General features: G+C 32.3%; 21 protein-coding genes. 8 read left to right on the top strand and 13 right to left on the bottom strand.

The genetic code is table 11. From position 1 onward, the window contains the following. Positions 1–48: 48 nt before the first annotated feature. Positions 49–588: a hypothetical protein gene (locus FN795_RS00350; protein WP_142448750.1), complete on the bottom strand. Its 540-nt coding sequence runs from the start codon at positions 586–588 to the stop codon at positions 49–51. 287 nt (positions 589–875) lie between these two features. Between FN795_RS00350 and FN795_RS00355 the strand changes: the two genes are divergently transcribed. Together FN795_RS00355 and FN795_RS00360 are read left to right on the top strand one after the other, a co-directional pair. Continuing rightward, positions 876–1,349 (top strand): CYTH domain-containing protein, encoded by a 474-nt coding sequence (locus FN795_RS00355; RefSeq protein ID WP_142448751.1) that lies wholly within the window; start codon positions 876–878, stop codon positions 1,347–1,349. A 7-nt stretch (positions 1,350–1,356) separates the two neighbouring features. Continuing rightward, positions 1,357–2,322 carry a YpdA family putative bacillithiol disulfide reductase gene (locus FN795_RS00360; RefSeq protein ID WP_142448752.1) on the top strand — a complete coding sequence of 322 codons (966 nt, stop codon included), beginning with the start codon at positions 1,357–1,359 and terminating at the stop codon, positions 2,320–2,322. 109 nt (positions 2,323–2,431) lie between these two features. On the opposite strand, the gene FN795_RS00365 is transcribed toward FN795_RS00360, so the two are convergent. Both FN795_RS00365 and msrA read right to left on the bottom strand, forming a co-directional pair. After that, complete coding sequence (locus FN795_RS00365) at positions 2,432–4,000, bottom strand: protein adenylyltransferase SelO (RefSeq protein WP_142448753.1); 1,569 nt, start codon at positions 3,998–4,000, stop codon at positions 2,432–2,434. Positions 4,001–4,083: 83 nt separating this feature from the next. Beyond that, a complete protein-coding gene (gene msrA / locus FN795_RS00370; RefSeq protein WP_142448754.1) occupies positions 4,084–4,614 on the bottom strand; it encodes a peptide-methionine (S)-S-oxide reductase MsrA in 531 nt (176 codons plus the stop codon). A 182-nt stretch (positions 4,615–4,796) separates the two neighbouring features. On the opposite strand from msrA, the gene FN795_RS00375 reads away from it, so the two are divergent. Continuing rightward, positions 4,797–6,284, top strand: a complete 1,488-nt coding sequence (locus tag FN795_RS00375) for an aminotransferase class V-fold PLP-dependent enzyme (protein ID WP_142448755.1) — start codon at positions 4,797–4,799, stop codon at positions 6,282–6,284. A gap of 248 nt (positions 6,285–6,532) precedes the next feature. Here the strand turns inward: FN795_RS00375 and FN795_RS00380 are convergent, their stop codons facing one another. The 6 genes from FN795_RS00380 to FN795_RS00405 form a co-directional block, all read right to left on the bottom strand. Beyond that, positions 6,533–8,275, bottom strand: a complete 1,743-nt coding sequence (locus FN795_RS00380) for an APC family permease (protein ID WP_142448756.1) — start codon at positions 8,273–8,275, stop codon at positions 6,533–6,535. A 144-nt stretch (positions 8,276–8,419) separates the two neighbouring features. Then, the gene (locus FN795_RS00385; protein ID WP_142448757.1) at positions 8,420–8,890 is read right to left on the bottom strand and encodes a nuclear transport factor 2 family protein; all 471 of its coding nucleotides are present in this window, start codon (positions 8,888–8,890) and stop codon (positions 8,420–8,422) included. Positions 8,891–8,942: 52 nt separating this feature from the next. Continuing rightward, positions 8,943–9,467 carry a hypothetical protein gene (locus tag FN795_RS00390; protein WP_142448758.1) on the bottom strand — a complete coding sequence of 175 codons (525 nt, stop codon included), beginning with the start codon at positions 9,465–9,467 and terminating at the stop codon, positions 8,943–8,945. 12 nt (positions 9,468–9,479) lie between these two features. Further along, on the bottom strand, positions 9,480–9,953 hold the full coding sequence (locus FN795_RS00395; protein ID WP_142448759.1) for a hypothetical protein: 474 nt from the start codon (positions 9,951–9,953) through the stop codon (positions 9,480–9,482). A gap of 6 nt (positions 9,954–9,959) precedes the next feature. Beyond that, on the bottom strand, positions 9,960–10,637 hold the full coding sequence (locus tag FN795_RS00400; protein WP_142448760.1) for a peptidoglycan DD-metalloendopeptidase family protein: 678 nt from the start codon (positions 10,635–10,637) through the stop codon (positions 9,960–9,962). A gap of 11 nt (positions 10,638–10,648) precedes the next feature. Next, positions 10,649–11,314 (bottom strand): spermidine synthase, encoded by a 666-nt coding sequence (locus FN795_RS00405; protein WP_142448761.1) that lies wholly within the window; start codon positions 11,312–11,314, stop codon positions 10,649–10,651. Between the two features lie 66 nt (positions 11,315–11,380). Here FN795_RS00405 and FN795_RS00410 point away from each other — a divergent pair, with 66 nt between their 5' ends. Further along, positions 11,381–11,932, top strand: coding sequence for a 1-acyl-sn-glycerol-3-phosphate acyltransferase (locus tag FN795_RS00410; protein WP_142448762.1), 552 nt, complete (start codon positions 11,381–11,383; stop codon positions 11,930–11,932). Positions 11,933–12,017: 85 nt separating this feature from the next. Here FN795_RS00410 and FN795_RS00415 read toward each other — a convergent pair whose 3' ends face one another. Then, the gene (locus FN795_RS00415) at positions 12,018–12,488 is read right to left on the bottom strand and encodes a helix-turn-helix domain-containing protein (protein ID WP_142448763.1); all 471 of its coding nucleotides are present in this window, start codon (positions 12,486–12,488) and stop codon (positions 12,018–12,020) included. Positions 12,489–12,800: 312 nt separating this feature from the next. On the opposite strand from FN795_RS00415, the gene FN795_RS00420 reads away from it, so the two are divergent. The 4 genes from FN795_RS00420 to FN795_RS00435 all read left to right on the top strand — a co-directional run bounded on the left by FN795_RS00420 (position 12,801) and on the right by FN795_RS00435 (position 17,716). Beyond that, a complete protein-coding gene (locus FN795_RS00420; RefSeq protein ID WP_142448764.1) occupies positions 12,801–13,955 on the top strand; it encodes a M14 family metallopeptidase in 1,155 nt (384 codons plus the stop codon). 77 nt (positions 13,956–14,032) lie between these two features. After that, positions 14,033–14,512, top strand: a complete 480-nt coding sequence (locus tag FN795_RS00425; RefSeq protein ID WP_007805990.1) for an Lrp/AsnC family transcriptional regulator — start codon at positions 14,033–14,035, stop codon at positions 14,510–14,512. A 94-nt stretch (positions 14,513–14,606) separates the two neighbouring features. After that, positions 14,607–17,189, top strand: coding sequence for a phosphoenolpyruvate carboxylase (locus FN795_RS00430; protein ID WP_142448765.1), 2,583 nt, complete (start codon positions 14,607–14,609; stop codon positions 17,187–17,189). An 11-nt stretch (positions 17,190–17,200) separates the two neighbouring features. After that, positions 17,201–17,716 (top strand): DinB family protein, encoded by a 516-nt coding sequence (locus FN795_RS00435; RefSeq protein ID WP_142448766.1) that lies wholly within the window; start codon positions 17,201–17,203, stop codon positions 17,714–17,716. Between the two features lie 58 nt (positions 17,717–17,774). Here FN795_RS00435 and recQ read toward each other — a convergent pair whose 3' ends face one another. From recQ to FN795_RS00450, 3 genes are all read right to left on the bottom strand, one after another. Next, the gene (gene recQ / locus FN795_RS00440; RefSeq protein WP_142448767.1) at positions 17,775–19,895 is read right to left on the bottom strand and encodes a DNA helicase RecQ; all 2,121 of its coding nucleotides are present in this window, start codon (positions 19,893–19,895) and stop codon (positions 17,775–17,777) included. A gap of 150 nt (positions 19,896–20,045) precedes the next feature. Then, a complete protein-coding gene (locus FN795_RS21365; RefSeq protein WP_154275389.1) occupies positions 20,046–20,456 on the bottom strand; it encodes a DNA primase in 411 nt (136 codons plus the stop codon). Positions 20,457–20,464: 8 nt separating this feature from the next. Further along, positions 20,465–21,433: a deoxyhypusine synthase family protein gene (locus FN795_RS00450; RefSeq protein ID WP_035643712.1), complete on the bottom strand. Its 969-nt coding sequence runs from the start codon at positions 21,431–21,433 to the stop codon at positions 20,465–20,467. Positions 21,434–21,478: the final 45 nt, after the last annotated feature.

The following is a 21,478-nucleotide window of genomic DNA, read 5'->3' on the forward strand; positions in this document are numbered from 1 at the left end:
AAATAAAACCTTTGTCCCTTTGTTACTTTGCCGCTTTGTTACTTTTTTTCACTCTTTTCCTCCCAACAAATTAGCTTGCCAGTCTTTGAGTTCTTGCCATTTTCCTTGATGAGCCATTAATGCTTGTTTGGGCCAGGTACTTGGATTGTGCATGGCAAAATTTTCGCCTGCTGCGTCTAGAATATTCTGCAGTTTTTCAGTAGATGCTTTTGATAAATCTTGCCATGTCGCAATTCCTGCTTCATTAAATAAAGCTTCGATTTTAGGGCCAATTCCTTCAACAATTTTCAAGTCATTTTCTTTTACTTTTTTACCTAAAATATTTAAAGCGATTTCTTTGTCAAATATAAATTGTGATATAGATGATTGTGGTGCGGGGTTATTTTTTGTTTTTGAAGCTAATTCAACATCAAGAGCATTTATTTTTTGATTTAAATTCTTCACCGTGGACTTACATACATCTAAATCTTCTTGCAAAGATACGGCGAGCAAAACATCTTTTTTTGAGCTCATTTTCCCCAGTAGGTAACCGAAAATCCCAAAGATCAAACCTACTAATGCCGGTATTATAAAACACATTATATCCATGATCTGTTATTTTTAAAATGATTAGATTGGCCGTCGGAATTTATCTGCTTAAACTTTTTTAAGAAGTTTTAGAAACGTCTGAAAAATCAAAGTATTTGATAAATCAACAACAGTATTAGGGTCTATCAAATTTAGCAAAAAATAAAAGCGTAATATATTAACAATCAGTTAATTTGCTGGGTATGTTTTGATTTTGGTTAAATGAAAAACACGCTAATACTTTCTTATTGCAATTTCGGACTGAATTAAATTGAGTAACTTGCAGTAAAATTAATTGAAGAATCAAAATGGTTGAAATTGAAAGAAAGTTTCTTGTGAAATCGGAAGATTTTAAAGAACAGGCTTTTACTCAAAATAAAATTGCTCAGGGTTATTTAAGTTCAATTCCTGAAAGAACAGTTCGTGTGCGAATTAAAGGAGAAAGAGGATTTTTGACAATAAAAGGTATTGGACATCAAGGAGGAATGACTCGTTTTGAGTGGGAAAATGAAATTCCGCTGGAAGAAGCACAGGAATTGTTGAAATTATGCGAAAAGGGAAAAATCGAAAAAACTCGTTTCGAAATTAAATCTGGAGACCATGTTTTTGAAGTTGATGAATTTTATGGTGAAAACGAAGGCTTGATTATGGCCGAAATCGAACTAAAATCAGAGACAGAGGTTTACGAAAAACCAGATTGGCTGGGAGAAGAAGTTACCAATGATGAAAGATATTACAATGCTTATTTGAGCAAAAATCCATTTAAAGACTGGGAAAAATAATTTATTTATGACAGATTATGATTTGATTATTGTTGGAGGTGGCCCAATCGGACTTGCTTGCGCAATTGAAGCTCAAAAGGAAAACTTACGATATTTGATTATTGAAAAAGGTGCAATTGTAAATAGTATTTTTAATTATCCGCTTTATATGACGTTTTTTTCAACCGCTGAAAGATTAGAAATTGGTGACATTCCGTTCAATTGTCTTGCGCCGAAACCAGGTCGTCAGGAAGCTTTGGAATATTACAGAAATATTCATCGTTATTTCAATTTTACAATTAATCTGTTCGAAGAAGTAACCGAGATTCGCAAAAATGAAAATGCTGTTTTTGAAATTACAACAAACAAGAATTCTTATAAATCTAATTATGTAATTATTGCGACAGGATTTTATGATATTCCAATTACAATGAATGTAAAAGGAGAGGAGTTGCCAAAAGTTCGTCATTATTACAAAGAAGCGCATGAATACGCTTTTAGAAATGTTTTGGTAGTTGGCGCTAATAATTCATCTGTTGATGCGGCATTGGAATGTTGGCGTAAAGGTGCAAATGTAACAATGGTCATTCGAAAAAATGAAATCAACAGCAGAGTGAAATATTGGGTTAAACCCGATATTGAAAATCGAATTGCAGAAGGAAGCATCAAAGCTTATTTTGCATCGAATATTACTGAAATAAAAGAAAACGAAGTTGAAATTGAAACTCCAGAAGGAAAAGTGACAATCGAAAATGACTTTGTTTTGGCATTAACCGGTTACAAACCCGATTTGAATTTTCTTGAAAATATTGGGATTCAGCTCTCAGACGATGAACTAAAAATTCCAACGTATAATTCAGAAACGATGGAAACGAATGTTGAAGGATTATTTCTTGCAGGCGTTGTTTGTGGCGGAATGCAGACGCACAAATGGTTTATTGAAAATTCAAGAATTCATGCTAAAATGATTGTGGATCACATTACTTCAAAATAAAAAAGTTTGTCAGTTTGAGCGGAGTCGAGAACTTCATAAAACATTTCGACTTCGCTCAATGTGACAAACTAATAAAATAATTTATTGGAAATTTGTGACTTACAAAAACTTAAGAACTACAAGAAAGCATTGAACAACCTACTTTAGATCTAGCCCAATCTGGACGTTTTGCAAACCATTTTTCATGTTCTGGTTGTTCATCATATGGTTTTTGTAAAAGAGTATAAAATTCATCAATTAATGAATAATCCTCTTTTTCAGCGGCATCAATGGCAAGTTGTGCCATATAATTTCGAAGTACATATTTCGGATTAATTAAATTCATTTTTTGAGAACGCTCTTCATCTGAAAATGTTTCTGCTTTCAATCTTTCCAAATAATCAGAAAACCATTTTGCCCAGATTTCCGAAATTTCTCCCGAAACTTCTTCTGGTTTATAAAATGAATATTTAATTTTTTCAATTGCTTCTGGAGCAAAATCTGATTTCACAACAGAATTTAAATTTCTAAAAAATATCGTCATATCAGTTTCGGTCAATTGCAAAATATTTTCTAAATCTGTAATTAACTGATCATCACTTTCTATTGAAGTAAATAACCCTAATTTACTTAAAAACATTGTTTTATAATCAGAATTAAAATCATTTATAAATGATTCCAATATTTTTTCTAATGGTGCTGCTTCATTAATCAACGGATAAAGTGCGTTGGCTAACTGAAACAAATTCCATTGTGCAACGCCAGGTTGATTGCCAAAACGATATCTTCTGTTTTGACTGTCGGTTGTATTTGGTGTCCAGTTTGGATCATAATTTTCAAGCCAGCCGTAAGGACCGTAATCAATCGTGATTCCGTGAATTGACATGTTGTCTGTGTTCATTACGCCGTGTACAAAACCTACACGTTGCCAGTGTAAAATCATTTCACGCGTTGTATCGGCAACTTTTTTGAAAAATTGTAAATATTGTTCTTTTGGCTCACCAGTTATTTCCGGGAAATAATGTTTGATTGTAAATTCTACAAACTGTTTTAAATTTTTCAACTCATTTCGAGCTGTAAGCATTTCAAAACTTCCAAATCGAATAAAAGATGGCGCAACGCGACAAACGACAGCGCCTTTTTCATACGCAGGATTTCCGTTATACAAAATATCGCGCAAAACCTGATCTCCTGATAGAATCAGAGAAAGCGATCGGGTAGTGGGAACGCCAAGATTGTACATTGCTTCGGCACATAAATATTCTCTTATTGAAGAACGCAAAACAGCTAAACCATCAGCAGTTCTGGAATATGGCGTTTTTCCGGCACCTTTTAATTGAAGTGTGTAAAACTGATTGTTGTTTTCAATTTCAGTCAAATTGATAGCGCGACCGTCGCCCAATTGCCCAGCCCAATTTCCAAATTGATGCCCTGCGTAGCACATCGCAAATGGCTGTGTTTCAGGAAGAATTTCTTTTCCCGAAAATACATTTAAAAAGCTTTCAGACTGAATTTCATCTTCAGAAATTCCAACCAATTCAGTTACTTCTTTTGAAGCATGAATCAGTTTTGGATTTGAAGGTTTTGTTGGATTTACAAACGAAAACAAAGTGTTTTTTACCTGACGAACTTCATTTGTTAAATCAGGATCTGCAGGTAATTCGGTTGTAAATCGATTATTTATTTTAAGATTTTTCATTGTTGTTTTATTTTGCTACAGATTGCAAGGATTAAAGTGATTTAGTTTTAAAATGAGAAATCCTAATAATCTGTAACTAAAAATTAAATTAATCTGTCGGCGTACATTTTTTTCAGTTTCTGCACTTTTGGATCAATTACAATCTGACAGTAACGTGCATCCTGATTATTGTTGTAATAGTTTTGATGATCTTCTTCGGCTTCATAAAATACTTCAAAAGAAGTCAATTCAGTTACAATTGGATCTTCATAAAAAGGTTTTACTTCCTGAAAAACTTTTTCTGCAATTTCTTTTTGTTCCAAATCATGATACAAGACAATTGAGCGATATTGAGTTCCAACATCTGCACCTTGACGATTCAGCGTTGTAGGATCGTGGCTTGTCATAAATATAAAAATCAAATCGTGATATGAAATTATGTCAGGATCAAAAGTGACTTGTATTACTTCAGCATGTCCGGTTCTGCCAGTACATACTTCTCGATAGGGTGGATTCTTAATAAAACCACCAGAATATCCTGATTTTAAAGATTTTACTCCATTTAATCGCTGAATCACAGCTTCAATACACCAAAAACATCCTCCACCAAAAGTGGCTGTTGCTAAATTTTCCATAGAATTTGTATTGTTTAAGTTTCTATTGCCCCATTAATCCGATAGAATATTATGATAAATTACTAAAATAATGTGTATTTAGTTAAATATACTAAACGGTTATGTAATATTTGAAGTTTACAATTGATAAATTCGCAATTTTATAAAAAAGCCTTTATATTTGCATTCAAACTCTCACTGTAATGAATAGCAAAAATAGTACCATCACTCTAGAAACTTATTTTCAGGATTTTCGTAAAAATATTGTTGGCATAAATCAAGAATTTACTTCGCCTTATGGCAAAAAACAAATCATTTATACGGATTGGACTGCCAGCGGAAGGCTATATCGCCCTATAGAAGAGAAACTTTTGAACCAATTTGGGCCTTTTGTTGCGAATACACATACTGAAACTACTGTGTCAGGTACTGCCATGACAAAAGCATATCATCATGCCAGACATATTATCAAGCGTCATGCAAATGCTAATCAGGATGATGTTTTAATTACCGATGGAACTGGAATGACTGGCGTTATCAATAAATTTCAGCGTATTTTAGGATTGAAGATTCCAGAAAATCTTAAAAGTTGTACGACTGTTCCTGCAGAGAAAAAACCGATTGTTTTTATTTCGCATATGGAACATCACTCTAATCAAACTTCTTGGTTAGAGACAATTGCCGATGTTGAAATTATTCCGTCTTGCGAAAAAGGGCTTTTCAGTCTTGAGCATTTAGAACAACTTTTAGAAAAATATAAAGAAAGAACAATTAAAATTGCTTCGATTACTTCATGCTCGAATGTAACGGGATTAAAAACTCCTTTTCATGAAGCTGCAAAATTGATGCACCAATATCATGGTGTGTGTTTTGTAGATTTTGCTTGCTCAGGGCCTTATGTAGAAATTGATATGCATCCTGCAGATTCTGAGGCGTATTTAGATGCAGTTTTCTTTTCACCTCATAAATTTTTGGGCGGACCTGGAACTTCTGGTGTTTTGATTTTCAACAAAAAATTATACAACAATATGATTCCTGATTGTCCGGGTGGAGGAACTGTAAGCTGGACAAATCCTTGGGGTGAACATAAATATATTGATAACATCGAAGATCGTGAAGACGGTGGAACTCCGGGATTTTTGCAAGTTATAAAAATAGCTCTTGCAATTGAACTGAAGGAAGAAATGGGAATTGAAAATATTTTGCAACGCGAACATGAAATTGTTGATTATGTTTTTAGCCAATTGGAGCCAGTTGAAAATATCAAAATTTTAGCTGGACAGCATAAAGACAGGCTAGGTGTAGTTTCATTTTTTATTGAAAATCTTCATTTTAATTTAGGCGTAAAATTGTTGAATGATCGTTTCGGAATTCAAACTCGTGGAGGATGTAGCTGTGCTGGAACTTATGGGCATTTTTTATTGCATGTTGATCAGGAAACTTCTAACAAATTGGTTAATGAAATTACGATTGGTGATTTGATTAAAAAACCAGGATGGATCAGAATGTCAATTCATCCGACAACGACTGATGAAGAAATTGCTTATGTATGCAAAAGCATTAAAGAATTAGCTGAAAACCATGAGAATTGGGCTTTGGATTATTCTTATAATAAAAATACAAACGAATTTATTCATAAAAATGCGACTTCGTTTGAAGATGAATTAGTAGAAAGTTGGTTTAAATCTTAAGATTTTTTGATTGCAAAGTCGACAAAGTTTAATAAAGTAAACCCGATAGTTTTTTAAAACCTGTCGGGTTTTATTGTATAAATGAGTTTGTTGTTTCTCGTGAAAATGAAATTTCTCGTTTAGCCCCGATAGAAGTGAAAATCCTTTTGTACTAGTCCCGATGGCTATCGGGAAGTACAAAAGATTGTAACGGATAGCGGGACTACGCATGAATTGAAAATAGATTTTTCTGCTCCTTAAAATTATGATTACATTATCAATCGGACACCGCCGAGATCTGAAACTCGGTACGAAAATTTATTTCCAGGCGAGGCAATGAACATAAAATTTTTCGGGATATTCCATTTTTTAGAAAGTTCATCAATCATTTCGGGGCCAAATTCTCCTTTTATTTCCAGATATTCGATGTCGATATCGTCGTACGCTCGGTCTAAAACTTCAAGATCTTTTTTCAAAGCATTATTGCTTTCTTCGTCTTTTTTTACATGAACAATTTTAAGTTTTTTGGTTGTTTCGTTATTTTCAACATATTGCAAAACTTTGTTCAAAATTGCGATATCATCGCCTTTAGTAAAAAAAACAAATTCCTGTGAATTAATCTTTAAGCTTAAATTTTGGAGATAACGATTGCTCAAAATTACCATACGCCGCAATGGCTGATAAAAATATTCAAGCGCTTCGATTAAAAGTTTAATCAGAATTACGCGATTGAGCATGATTCCGATAAAAAGTAACGACGGAATCATATATTTTAAAAAGGTATAAAACGAATTAATGTTTAATTCCATGTTTCCGATAAAGGCCGCAATCACAAAAATAACCGCTGTTACCACTGCAATTCCACGTGCGCGCTCAGGTCTAGGAAGTTTTCGACGTTTGAATTTCAATAATAAATTCCCGATTCCGAAGAGTGCCATTACTGCTAAGAATGAAAAAGTATAAACTCCAGCCAGTGATTCTAAATGCCCTTTTGTAGCGAAAAGTACTGAAATACAAAGAATTAAAAAGCTAATTACGATTCGGTAATGAGAACCTCTTTTGTTCTGTTTTAGGAAATAATTTGGTAGAATTCGGTCTAATGTCATTCGGTTTAATAACCCTGAAACACCTACAAATGAGGTTAATACGGCTCCGCATAAAACTAAAACAGCGTCGATAGAAATTAACCAAGCTAACCACGAACCGCCGGTTGTTTCTCCCAAATGTGCCAAAAGTGATTCTTTGTTTTCGCCAACTTCAGTTAGCGGAATTACACTAATCAATAAAATGGCAATTACTGGATTGAAGAAACTGACAATTGCCCACATATTACGAAGCGTTTTCGGAAAAATTCCCTGTTCTTGTTCTTCTACAAAATTGGCTGAACTTTCAAAACCTGAAATTCCAAGCATTGCGGCAGAAAATCCTAGAAAAAGTGCTGTTTTTATACTTCCTGTTGCAAGAGGAGTTTGCCAATTTACATGGAAAGTTTCCAGTCCATTATAAAGCAAAAACCAAACGGATGCGAGAACTAGCAATGTCAAAGTCGTAATATGAGTAACAAAAATGATGACCGCAACAAACGCCGATTCGCCAATTCCTAAAATTGCCAGACAAGTAAATATAATTAAGATAACAACAGTTGCAATGGTAATATTTAGTCCTTCAAAAATCCCGTGCAAGTAATGCATTCCTTCTGAAGCTGAAATTACGGCAGTTGCCATATACGATAAAACAGTCAATGTTGCGGCAACTGATGCCAATCGTTTTGTTGAAGTATTTAATAATACGTTGTAAGCGCCACCGTTTAAAGGAATTGCACCAACGACTTCACCATAAATTTTTCGGAACAAAAATAAAACAACTGCTACAATTAGTAGAGAAATCCAAGCGTATTGTCCGGCATATAAAATCGTAAGCGCTGAAACATACAGACAAGAAGAACTAATGTCGTTGCCACAAATGGCTGTTGCCTGTAATTGATTTAATTTTTTGTGTACAATTTCTTTCATGATTATTCAAAATTATAACCTGATTAACTTTATAATAAATGGCAACAAAATAATTAAAATCTTTATCTGATCGCAGTTTCTGAAATTTTAGAAACTTTATTAATATCCAGTTAATCTGAATTTTGAATATTCAGTTTAAGAAGATTATTTGGCTTGCTGAAACTTTTTTAGCGATAGCAAAGCCTGCTCTTGAATTTTTTTATGAAAAAATCCTGTCCAACCTAATAAAAGTCCAGTAATACCAAAGGCTTGTTTAGACCATTTCCACACGTCGAAATTATCAGTATGTTTAATAATAAGTCCGTCTTGAAATACAAACTCTGCAAAAATGCTGTTTACCACTTTTCTATTGGTTTTACTAAAATTATAAGTTGCTACCCATCGCGCAGATCCTGAAAAATCATCGGCTTTGATATTTGAAAATTCAATTTTAATATTGCCTTTACTTTTTAAAAGTAGCATTTCCCACATTTTTGAAACCTGCTCTTCCTTTAATAATCCGAAAGCAGGATCAATAAAATGAACTTTTGGATGATAGCATTCGCTCATTGTTTTGGCATCGGCGTTTGCAAAAGCGGTATAGAATTTTGCAATTAAGTTTTCGTTGGCGTTCATGTAGATTTTAATTAAAGTATAAATATAAGATTTATTATTTTAAGTCTTTTCTTTATAAAACGCTAATTTCTTTAGCAGTATCGAAAGTCTTTTTCGATTTATCGTAGGCCGTTGAAAAATAAGAGCTTTTGTTAACAGCTGTAAAATATCCAGTTTGATTGCCAAAGGAATTCGAGCCACCTGTAATTATAAAGCGGATTGCTTGGATATCTGTTTTTTTTAGTTTGATCATTTCTGCCGGAGTGAAGTAGTAATAGGCAGTTGTTTTTCCGTCGGCGCTTTCTTTTACATTTTTGTCTACACAAGGGATTACATCGCCATTCGCCAAGTCAACATAAACGCCACCAGAAATTCGGGCCTGATCATTTGCTGTATTAATAGTTAATTTTAAAACACCTCCTTTTTCTGTTTTTGCAACCTGAACATTAGTTTCACCGGAGAAAGCATATTTTTCGCAAATAAAAATATAATTCTGTGTTGCTGGATAAGGTTTTGAGCCTTTTATACTGATAGTTTCCTGAGCATTGGCAAAGCTTGCCATTAAAAGCAATAAAAAAAGCGGTAATTTTAAATTCATATATTTCCTTTATTATTCGTTTATTTTAGCATCAAATTTTTCATCCCAATCCATTGATTTTATGGCCGAAATCAAATTGTTTTCATCAACAAAAATCCTAAGTTCTTTGTTGGCTACTTTTTTGGAGTACAAAGCATGATAGCGATAAATAACTTCTTGCTTGGTTTTATAAACGCCGTCTAATTTCAAATCAATAAAACTACCATAATACTGTCTAAATCTTGTACAGGTTTTAGTCAGTCGTTCCTCAGTCGTGTTTTCCATAACTGATTTGGTGACTTCTGTTTCATTAAATGGTTTAAATTTAGAAGTATTGCAGGTTTCCAATACGCGTTTGCCTAATTCGTACGCTTTTTTTTGCTGGTTCGAATTAATTTCTGAAACTGCAATTTTCTTAATTTTCAAATCATCAGTATCTCTACTAACTGTTTTTGATTTGCATCCAATAAGTAACAACAAACATATAATCAATCCTGCTTTCTTCATAACTATTTATGTTATTTTTAATAATAAGTTAGGGTCGGGGCAGTTTTCTATATAAAAATTGAGATCATTTGAATTGCAGACTCCAGGATAATCTCCCCAAAAATCTTCGATATCTTTGATAATCTGAAAGTGGACATGTGGTGCATAGTCGCCATTTACAGCTGCATTTCCAAGAGTTGCAATTTGTTCTCCTTTTTTAAAAGGTTTCCCGACACTTAAATCGTCTAAACTTTCTAACGATAAATGTCCATATAAAGTATAAAATTTTTCATTTTGAATTTCATGTTCCAAAATAATAGTCGGACCATAATCGCCCAGTCCAACATTATTTTTAAAACTATGAACTTTTCCATCCAACGCTGCCAAAACAGTTGTTCCTACTTTTGTCCATAAATCAAGGCCAATGTGAATATTCCGTTCCGGAATAGAATCATTTCTAAAAATAGTACTCCTTTTATATAATGTACGACCTTCAATATAACCACCAAAAGCAACTTCAGCATTATTTCTTGACAAATAATCTGAAATAAAAATTTCAAATTCGGCAGCATTTTCTGGCCGGACATCCATTAATTCTTCATTATTGGCAGATAAATCCAAAGGTAAATACTTTGAAAAATCAATACTAGAATCGATAATTTTAGTAGGCGGCAAGGCGTTTAAAATGGCAGAAAGGGGTTTCATAAAAATAAAAATTAAGCTACTTTTTTTATAATAATTAACTCATTGTGAACCTCAATGCGGGGAAGCATTTTTGAGGAAAACAATGTAGTGTTTATTTCTGAAATGTACTTCCTATTTCTCACATTATGTGCTTCGTCTAAAATCATGGTATTGAAAAGCACGAAACCGTCATCTTTTAACAGAGAACAAACACGTTCACTAAAAAACCGTTCAAACAGGAAATTTGGCATTTTGATATCTTCAAAAATGTCAATTATGATTAAATCGTATTGATCTTTAGTTTTTAAAACAAATTCAAATGCATCGTCGATAATCAGTTCAAGTTGTTCGATTTTATTTAAATTAAAATATTGATTCGCAATCTGAATCATTTCGGAATCAATTTCAACTCCGGTAATTTTTCCTTTATAATCAATTTCGTCTACCAAAGTCTTTATAACACTACCGCCGGCAACTCCTAAAACTAGAATATGATCCATTTTTAAAATCGTATCATAGCCAATATTTCTCAAGCCATACCTTAATATACGCTGAAGGCTTCCATAAGAATAATTTGTGTTTTCAGAGTCTAAAACCAATTCTCCATTTGCCCAGGTAACTTCAATTGTTTTGCTACGAGCTGACTTTTTTTTGAATATTTTAATTGGAATTAGATAACTGAATAATTTTTGAATCATTTTATAAGGCTTTTACTCAAAAATACATTTTAAATCTGTTATTTTTGCAGAAATAATAAAATTTTAATGAAAAAACAGCTATACAAATTCATCTTTTACAAGCTAATGGGCTGGAAAATCAAGGGAATCGAAAATGCAGAGGTAAAAAAATGCATTCTGATGGTTATGCCTCATACCAGTAATCACGATTTTTACATTGGGCTTTTTACTCGCGGAATTTCTGGACTGCAAATGAATTGGGTTGGAAAAAAGGAATTATTCAAATTTCCTTTTGGTTATTATTTTAGAAATGTTGGAGGCGAACCGCTTGATCGTTCTGGCGGATTGAATAAAGTTGATTCGATTGCGGCGATTTTTGATCGCAAAGAAACTTTTCGTTTGGCCGTTGCTCCAGAAGGAACCCGAAAAGGTGTTACAGAACTCAAAACTGGTTTTTATTATATTGCACTTAAAGCAAATGTTCCAATTGTTCCCGTTGCTTTTGATTGGGGAAAGAAAGAGGTTAATTTAGGAAAGCCTTTTTATCCAACAGGAAATTATGAAGCTGATTGGACAATTTTAAAACAACATTATAAAGGAGTATTAGGAAAGATTCCAGAAAATGGAATTCAAATCTAAAATTTTAGTATTTTTTTTGATTGCGTGAGAATCTCTTAAATGAAAAATATTTTTAAAAATTTTCAAATACGCGAAATTTTTAAACTTACGGTACATAAGTCTTGAATTTACCGTTTTTATAAAAAAAGATGATTTTTTCGACTTCATCTTCATCCGGATTGAAAATTGTATTTTTTATTGAAGATGTATTTTGGGTTTCTACTTTTTCTTTTTCTGGATTGATTTCAGAAAATAAATCGATTGTATTAAAATTTTCATTTGATGAAGTAGGAGGGATAGTTTTTTCAATTTCTGAAATTACTTCAAATTGTAAAGTTGAATCTTCATTAGTTTTTGGAAAATTTCCCTTCCCATTCAGCAACCAATATATATCTACATCTGGAAAAACTTCAATAATTTTCATGACAAAATCAAGGCTTGGTTTGTTTCTGCCAGATAGGAGATGAGACATACTTGAGCGCTGAACACCAATTTTATCAGCAAATGAAGAGGCGTTTACCCCATAATAATCCAATATAATTTCAAGTCTTTTTACAAAATCATCGATGTTTACCATTGTAAATTATTTTAAAGTAGTAACTAGTTTACAAATGTAACAAAAAAGAATTGCATAAACAATTACACAGTTGTAAAATATAAAATTAGGACTATTTATATTAGACAATAACTTTATATAAAAATACATAACCAATTGAAAACAAGTACATATTAATTTAAGTATTTAAATTATAACATTTGTTAACTTAAGACTTTAGAATTTATTTGAAATAAGGCTAATTGCTGTTTACAATTCTGAATTATTAGTAAAATTTAAAGTTTACAATTGTAAAAATAAAGATGTTTACTTTTGTAAACAAATCAAAAGACAATGAATTTAGAAGAATTATTTAACCAGAACAAAGAAGAATCCATCTCAGGACGTTATTTAACTTTAGATAACATCGAGCCTTTATTGAATAAATTAAATACAGATAATCAAGTTTCAGTAATAGGCAAATCAGTTTTAGGTGCACCTATATATAGTTACCAAATCGGAACAGGAAGCACGCGTGTTTATCTTTGGTCACAAATGCACGGAAATGAAAGCACAACGACAAAAGCCCTTTTTGATTTTATTAATGTACTTAATAACGGATCAGAGTTTGCTCAAAAAATGCTTAGTACTTTTACTTTTTACAGCATTCCTATACTAAATCCAGACGGAGCGAAGTTATATACCCGTGAAAATGCTAATAAAGTTGACTTGAACCGTGATTCACAGAATTTGACTCAGCCGGAAAGCAATGTTTTAAGAGAAGTTTTTGAAACATTTAAGCCAGATTTCTGCTTTAATCTCCATGATCAGCGTACTATATTTGGCGCAGGTGAAACGGGAAAACCAGCAACAGTGTCATTTTTAGCACCATCATATAATGAAGAAAGAGAAGTAAATGAAAATAGATTAACGGCTATAAATTTGATTGCAGGAATTAATGATGAATTGCAAAAATACATTCCTGGACAAATAGGACGTTTTGATGATTCGTTTAATATTAATTGTATCGGAGACACTTTTCAATTTTTAGGTGCACCAACAATATTATTTGAAGCAGGACACTATGCAGGCGATTACAATAGAGAAATCACGCGAAAGTTCATATTTTTCTCACTAATTACGGCGTTTAAACTCATCTCCGAAAACGATTTAGTTGATAATAGAATTAATGATTATTTGAATATTTCACAAAATAAAGTGGTTTTTTATGATTTTATGTATAAAAATATCAAAATAAATTATGATGGTATCGAAATTATTACGAATTTTGTCGCACAATACAAAGAAGAATTGATTGAAAATAAGATTCATTTTAATGCTTACATCGTTGAAGCAGGAGAATTAGAAAATTATTTTGGACATTATGAATATGACGCAAAAGGTGCAATTTATTCAGATGAATATGATAATTTTCCGAAATTGAATCAAAAAGCAGATTTTTATTTAAATAAAAATATTAAATTTGTTAACGGGTTGATAAAAAGTTAATTTTTATGTGAATTTGTTGTTTTTTATATATATTTTTATACTTTGTAATAGCAATTAGTAATATTAATTAAAGAATTATGAGTAAATTTCGTTTAGATGAAGTAGATCACCAGATTTTAGATATGTTAATAGACAATACGAGAGTTCCGTTTACTGACATTGCAAAAAAACTATTGATATCTGCTGGAACAGTACATGTTAGAGTAAAAAAGATGGAGGATGCCGGTATCATTATGGGATCTTCACTAGCCTTAGATTATGATAAATTAGGGTATTCATTTATTGCTTATGTGGGTGTATTCCTTAATAATACGTCTCAAACTAAATTTGTATTAGAGCGAATCAATCAAATTCCATTCGTAACAGTAGCTTCTGTAACGACAGGTAAATTCAACATTTTTTGCAAAATTAGAGCAAAAGATACTAAACACGCAAAAGAAGTTATCTTCATGATTGATGATATCGAAGGTGTTTACAGAACAGAAACAATGATTTCATTAGAGGAAAGTATAAACGATAAGAAGCGTTTGATGCATACTATTTTCAAAAATATGTAATATTTTCTTGAATGCTATATTATAAAATATAACCTCAAGTTTATTCTTGGGGTTTTTTTATGACCTATTAACCAACCAACTACACAACACAATTATGTACACGTTACCAAAAATTGAACGTTTTAATCAGGACGTTCTCTCTAAATACTACATTTATAATAGTGTTTTTATAACATTACCGTTTGATTCTATTGATAATACAGGAGTTTTGCTACCATTATTTACAGAAACTTGCGAAACAGGATTTAAAAAACAAGAGACACCTAAAGAGATTTTTGATTTTTTTTCAAATAAGTTCCTTAATAATGCTTCTGAAACTGAAAAAATCGATTTAATGTTTCGATTTATTCAATATATAGAACGTCAAATTGTATTGTTTGATGCTATTGAAGACGCTGCTTTTCCTGAAGTTAATAATATGGAAGGGCGTGGTTCTCTTCGTGATATTAAAGAAAAAACGGATGCAAAAGAAAAAGACGATGAATTAATCGAATTTTTAGAAAACTTCAATGTACGTACCGTTTTAACAGCGCATCCAACTCAATTTTATCCTGGTCCTGTATTAGGAATTATAAATGATTTGACAGAAGCTATTCGTCAAAACGATTTATTGCAAATCAAACAATTATTGGCGCAATTGGGCAAAACACCATTTATTCAAAATGTAAAGCCTAATCCATATGATGAAGCTGTAAGTTTGATCTGGTATCTGGAGAATGTTTTTTATGCAACTTCTGGAGAAATCGTTCATTATTTACAGAAAAATATCCTCGGCGGAAATGCGATTCAAAATCAATTGATCAAACTTGGATTCTGGCCTGGAGGAGATCGTGACGGAAATCCTTTTGTTACAACAGATATTACTTTAAAAGTTGCTGACCGCTTGCGTACTTCTATTTTAAAGTGTTATTATGTTGAAATGAGAAACTTAAAAAGAAAGCTAACTTTCTCAGGAGTAGATACTTTAGTAGCCGAACTTGAACATAAACTTTATCGTTCTGTGTTTTATTCTAAAGGTGAAATTTTTATCACTTTAGATGAATTGTTGACGCAATTAAACAAAATCAGAACTATTATTATTGAGAAACATCAGTCTTTATATTTAGATGAATTAGAAGCGCTGCTAGTAAAAATTAATTTATTCGGATTTCATTTTGCTACTTTAGATATTCGTCAGAATAGTAAAATTCACAACGCTGTTTTCAAGGATGTAGTAAATTATTACCTGAATTCTGGTTCTGATATTTTTCCGAAAAATTACTACGAATTGAATGAAGATCAAAAAATTGATGTTTTATCAAAAGTAAAAGGTAATTTGAATCCGAGTGATTTCGAAGATGAAATTACAAGATCAACATTAGAATCTGTTCAGGCAATCAAAACGATTCAACAAAATAACGGAGAAGAAGGAGCCAATCGTTACATTATCAGCAACAACGAAAGTGCTTTAAACGTAATGGAAACTTTTGCAATGATTCGTTTGAATAATTGGGAAAATCCATCGGTTGATATTATTCCGCTTTTTGAATCGGTTGATGATTTGCAGAATGCGCATTCAATAATGGAACAATTGTATACAAATCCGGAATATTCTAAACATTTACAGGCAAGAGGAAATAAGCAGACTATTATGCTTGGTTTCTCAGACGGAACAAAAGATGGTGGTTACTTAATGGCCAACTGGAGTATTTATCAAGCAAAAATTTCATTAACTGAAATTTCAAGAAAATACGGAATCAAAGCTATTTTCTTTGACGGACGTGGTGGACCTCCTGCGCGTGGTGGTGGAAAAACGCACAAATTCTACGCATCTCTAGGGCCGAAAATTGAAAATAACGAAATCCAGATTACAGTTCAAGGTCAGACGATTAGTTCTAATTTTGGAACTTTGGATTCTTGTCGATATAATATTGAAAATTTATTGACTGCCGGAGTTACTAATCAGGTATTCAAAAAAGAAGAAAACGAACTAAGTCCAGAAGAGACACAAATTCTAACGCAATTAGCAACTTTAGGATATGATAAATATTTGAGTTTTAAAAATCACCCGAAATTTATTCCATATTTGGAAAAAATGAGCACGTTGAAATATTACTCAAAAACTAATATTGGAAGTCGTCCATCAAAAAGAAGCAAATCTGAATCATTGGATTTTGCTGATTTAAGAGCGATTCCGTTTGTTGGTTCTTGGAGTCAATTAAAACAAAATGTCCCTGGATTTTTTGGAGTTGGATCTGCTTTAAGATACTTTGAAGAATCTGGACAATGGGAAAAAGTAAGTGATCTATATCATAATTCGTTATTCTTTAAAACTTTACTTGAAAATAGTATGATGTCATTGGCAAAATCATTTTTACCATTGACAGCATATATGAGAAAAGATCCTGAATTTGGTGAATTCTGGCAAATTATCTACGATGAATTTTCAGAAACAAAACGTCTTTTGCTGAAAATTGCCGGCCATAAAACATTGATGGAAAATTATCCTGATGGTATAGCTTCAATTCAGATAAGAGAGCGTATTGTATTGCCATTGTTGACAATACAACAATATGCATTGTTAAGAATTAATGAATTGAACAAAGAAGAAGGCAACGAGGATTTGATTAAAGTTTATGAAAAAATCGTTACTCGATCACTTTTCGGAAATACAAATGCAAGTAGAAACTCAGCTTAAAAATTTAAAACATGAATGCAGATCAATTATTAGATAATGAATATTCGGGCGGATTTGCTACTTATATTCGTGAAGCTGGAAATGTAAATTTGATTGAAGAATTGGAAATTTCTTTACATGATTTCATCCGATTTGTACAAAACATTCCAATGGATAAATTTGACTATCGATATGCTGAAGGAAAGTGGACAATCAAAGATATTATTCAGCATATTATAGATTGTGAGCGTATTTTTGCTTATCGAGCATTACGTTTTTCAAGAAACGACAAAACACCTTTGCCAAGTTTTGAAGAAAATGATTATGCAGAAAGTACAAATGCAAACGGAAGAAGTATCCAGGAATTATTGACCGAGCTATCAGCCTTAAGACATTCAAATTTATTGTTCTACAAAAGTTTATCTGAAGAACAACTTAAGAGAATTGGAACAGCTTCAAACAATCCAATTTCAGTACGTGCTTTAGGTTTTGCAATAATCGGACATCAAAAACATCATCAAAAAGTTTTTGAAGAAAGATATTTATAAAGGTCTAAACGTTATAAAACTAAAATCCTGTGAAGAAAATTTTCACAGGATTTTTTATTTAAACTTGTTGCGTTTGATTTTTTCGCTCTATGATAGCCAAACCAAAACGAATTTTATCATAAGACATTTTTTCTTCAAAATAATCGAAATAAGGTTTTAACGCATTTGGTTTCTCTAATTCTATTTGAGCTTTTTGAATTTTATTTATTTCTTTTTCAGAAACGAATTGGCTTAAATCTAAATTGTGCCCATCAACATATAATTTTGCTAAATGTGAAATTACAGTGGTTTGGCTGATATTTCTTCTTTCTGCGATTTCTTCAATAGAAATTCCGTTTTCAAATAATTCTAAAGTTTTTTTATAAGTGCTGTCTTTTTTTTCTTTTTTGACAACCGACTTATTTCTTTGAAATTGCACTATTACATTAATAAATTCCGAGCCATATTTTTCAAGTTTTACCTTTCCAACTCCTTCAATAGCAAGGAATTCATCTTCACTCATTGGCCGTAAGAGTTCCATTTGTCTTAAAGCAGCATCACTGAAAATTACATAAGCAGGAACTTCTTCTTCTTTTGCAATTTCATAACGTAGTTTCCGAAGTGTTTCAAAAAGAGAATTTTTAACTGCTTTTGCTTTCTCTTGTTTTATTTCATTTTTGTCAATTACTTTTTTGACAACAGTTGTCAGTTTTACTTTTTCACCATCAAATAAAACTTTTTTAGCAAAAGGAGTAAGGAGAATTTTATTGTGTTGATGAAATGCAATTTCACAATAACCTAAATTTATCAATTGAATTAAATATTGATTCCAATCGTACCAAGATATATCAGCGCCAATTCCATACGTTTTTAGCGTTTGATAATTTTTTTCGTAGATATACGCGTTTCTCGAGCCCCTTAAAAAATCGACAATTACCGCCAATGGCTCAGATTCCTGTAAACGTGTAATTGCAGACAATGCTTTTTGCGCGAGAATCGTCCCATCGAAAAAAGTTGGCGGATTTTTGCAAATATCGCAGTTTCCGCAATTTTCAGTTACTAATTCACCAAAATAAGAAAGCAAAATTTTTCTACGGCAACTTACAGCGTCTGCATACTGCTTCATACGATCTAGTTTCGCAAGCTGAATATCAGAATTCAATCCTTCAGATGCAAATTTTTGAAGCTGAATTACATCTGCATAACTTTCAAACATCACGGTTTCAGCAGGTAAACCGTCACGACCTGCACGTCCAATTTCCTGATAATAACCTTCAATGTTTTTCGGAAGATTATAATGAATCACCCAGCGAACATTTGATTTATCAATTCCCATTCCGAATGCGATCGTAGCGCAAACCACCTGACAATCATCGTTTATAAATTCATCTTGAGTTTTTGCTCGTATTACATTATCTAAACCTGCATGATAAGCTTTTGCGGTAATTCCGTTTTTGACTAGTTTTTCAGCGAGTTCTTCTGTTGTCTTTCGACTCAAACAATAAATAATTCCAGATTCGTTTGGTTTGTTCTCTACAAAATCAATAATCTGTTTTACGCGATCTAAAGCTGGTCGAACTTCTAGACTTAAATTTTTTCTATCGAATGAAGCAACAAATGTTTTAGGATTTTTTAAATTCAGCTGTTTTGTAATATCGGTACGAGTAGCTTTATCTGCAGTTGCTGTCAAAGCAAGAATTGGAGTAGAAGGGAAGCGGTTTTTCAAATACCCTAAATTTGTATAAGCAGGTCTAAAGTCATGTCCCCATGAAGAAATGCAATGTGCTTCATCAATTGCAATTAAACTGATTGTTAGTTCATTAAAAATAACATCTAGATAAGACAAACTTTCCGGAGCAATATAAACAAGTTTAAATGTATTTGATTTTAAATTATCTATATAAAATTGCTGTTCCTGAGAAGATTGACTACTATTAATATAGCAAGCAGAAATTCCGTTTGTTTTCAAACTATCAACCTGATCTTTCATTAAAGCAATTAAAGGAGAAATTACAATTGTAATCCCTGGCAAAATGAGGGCTGGCAATTGAAAACATATTGATTTTCCACCACCGGTTGGCATAATTGCAAGTGTATCCTGACCAGAAAGTACTGTGTTGATTATTGTTTCCTGGTTTGGTCGAAACTTTTCAAATCCAAAATTTTCTTTTAATTTGGCGTGTAGTAATTCGTTAGTCATATTGCAATTATATTTTAAATAATAAAATTAAAGAATTTTCTTTCAAATTTTGATTGTTTTTTAAATTATTATTTAAAGAAAAGATTATTTAGAGTAATAAAAAAAGGAACTCAAATCTGAGTTCCTTAAATTTATTTTAAAAGATATAGATTAATCTTCATCATCTTCATCGTCGTCGTCGTCTGCGATATCATCTTTATCTTCGTCATCTTCATCGTCGTCAGCACCGTCAGTATCTGGTTTATCTTGGTTGTCATCATCATCGTCATCATCAGCTGCATCATCATCAAGATCAAGTCCTTTTACTGGTTCGATTGTATCAACATCTAAATCAATATCGTCATCTTCGTCGTAATTTTCAATTCTGTCAGCAAGTTTTGTACTGATTTTTACTAAATAAATAGTGTCTTCGGTACGAACTTCAACAGCTTCTACCAATTCGTTTTTAGCGTTTCTAAAACGGATAACATCCGAATCATCATAACCATCAGGAAATTTTTCAACCAAAAGGTTTAAAATTTCGTTTGTCAGTTTGGCGTAGTCTACTATAACTCTTTTCATAAAATATCCTATAAATCTAATAAATATGCAAAAATTAACGGAGCAACAATTGTAGCATCCGATTCGATAATAAATTTAGGGGTTTTGATATCTAATTTACCCCAAGTGATTTTCTCATTTGGAACTGCTCCCGAATATGATCCATAACTAGTTGTTGAATCAGAAATTTGGCAGAAATAACTCCAGAACGGAACATCATGCATTTCCATATCTTGGTATAACATTGGTACAACACAAATAGGGAAGTCTCCAGCGATACCACCACCAATTTGGAAGAATCCGATACCATTACTGCTGTTTTTTGAATACCAGTCAGCAAGGAAAGTCATGTATTCAATACCTGATTTCATTGTTGACGCTTTTAATTCACCTTTAATTACATATGAAGCAAAAATGTTACCCATTGTACTGTCTTCCCATCCTGGAACGATGATTGGAAGATTTTTTTCAGCTGCTGCATACATCCAGCTGTCTTTTAAATCAATTTCGTAATATTCCTCAAGAACACCTGATAGCAACATTTTGTACATGAATTCATGTGGAAAATAACGTTCTCCTTTATCATCCGCATCTTTCCAAATTTTATAGATGTGCTTTTGCAAACGTCTGAAAGCTTCATGTTCTGGGATGCAAGTATCTGTTACACGGTTTAATCCTCTTTCAAGCAATGCCCATTCGTCTTCTGGTGTCAAATCACGGTAATTTGGAACTCTCTCATAGTGAGAATGAGCTACTAAATTCATGATATCTTCTTCTAGATTGGCTCCAGTACATGAAATAATTTGTACTTTATCTTGTCTAATTATTTCAGCGAAAATTTTACCAATTTCTGCTGTACTCATAGCTCCAGCCATACTTACAAGCATTTTAGCACCATTAGCTAATTGTTGCTCGTACTCTTTAGCTGCATCTACAAGAGAAGCAGAATTAAAGTGTAAATAATGTTTTTCAATAAACTGACTGATTGGTCCTTTCATTTCCTCTTTTTTTTTGTTTTTTTTTGAATTAAAGATTTTAACCTC

This window comes from Flavobacterium resistens, from assembly GCF_900182645.1.
GTDB lineage: Bacteria > Bacteroidota > Bacteroidia > Flavobacteriales > Flavobacteriaceae > Flavobacterium > Flavobacterium resistens.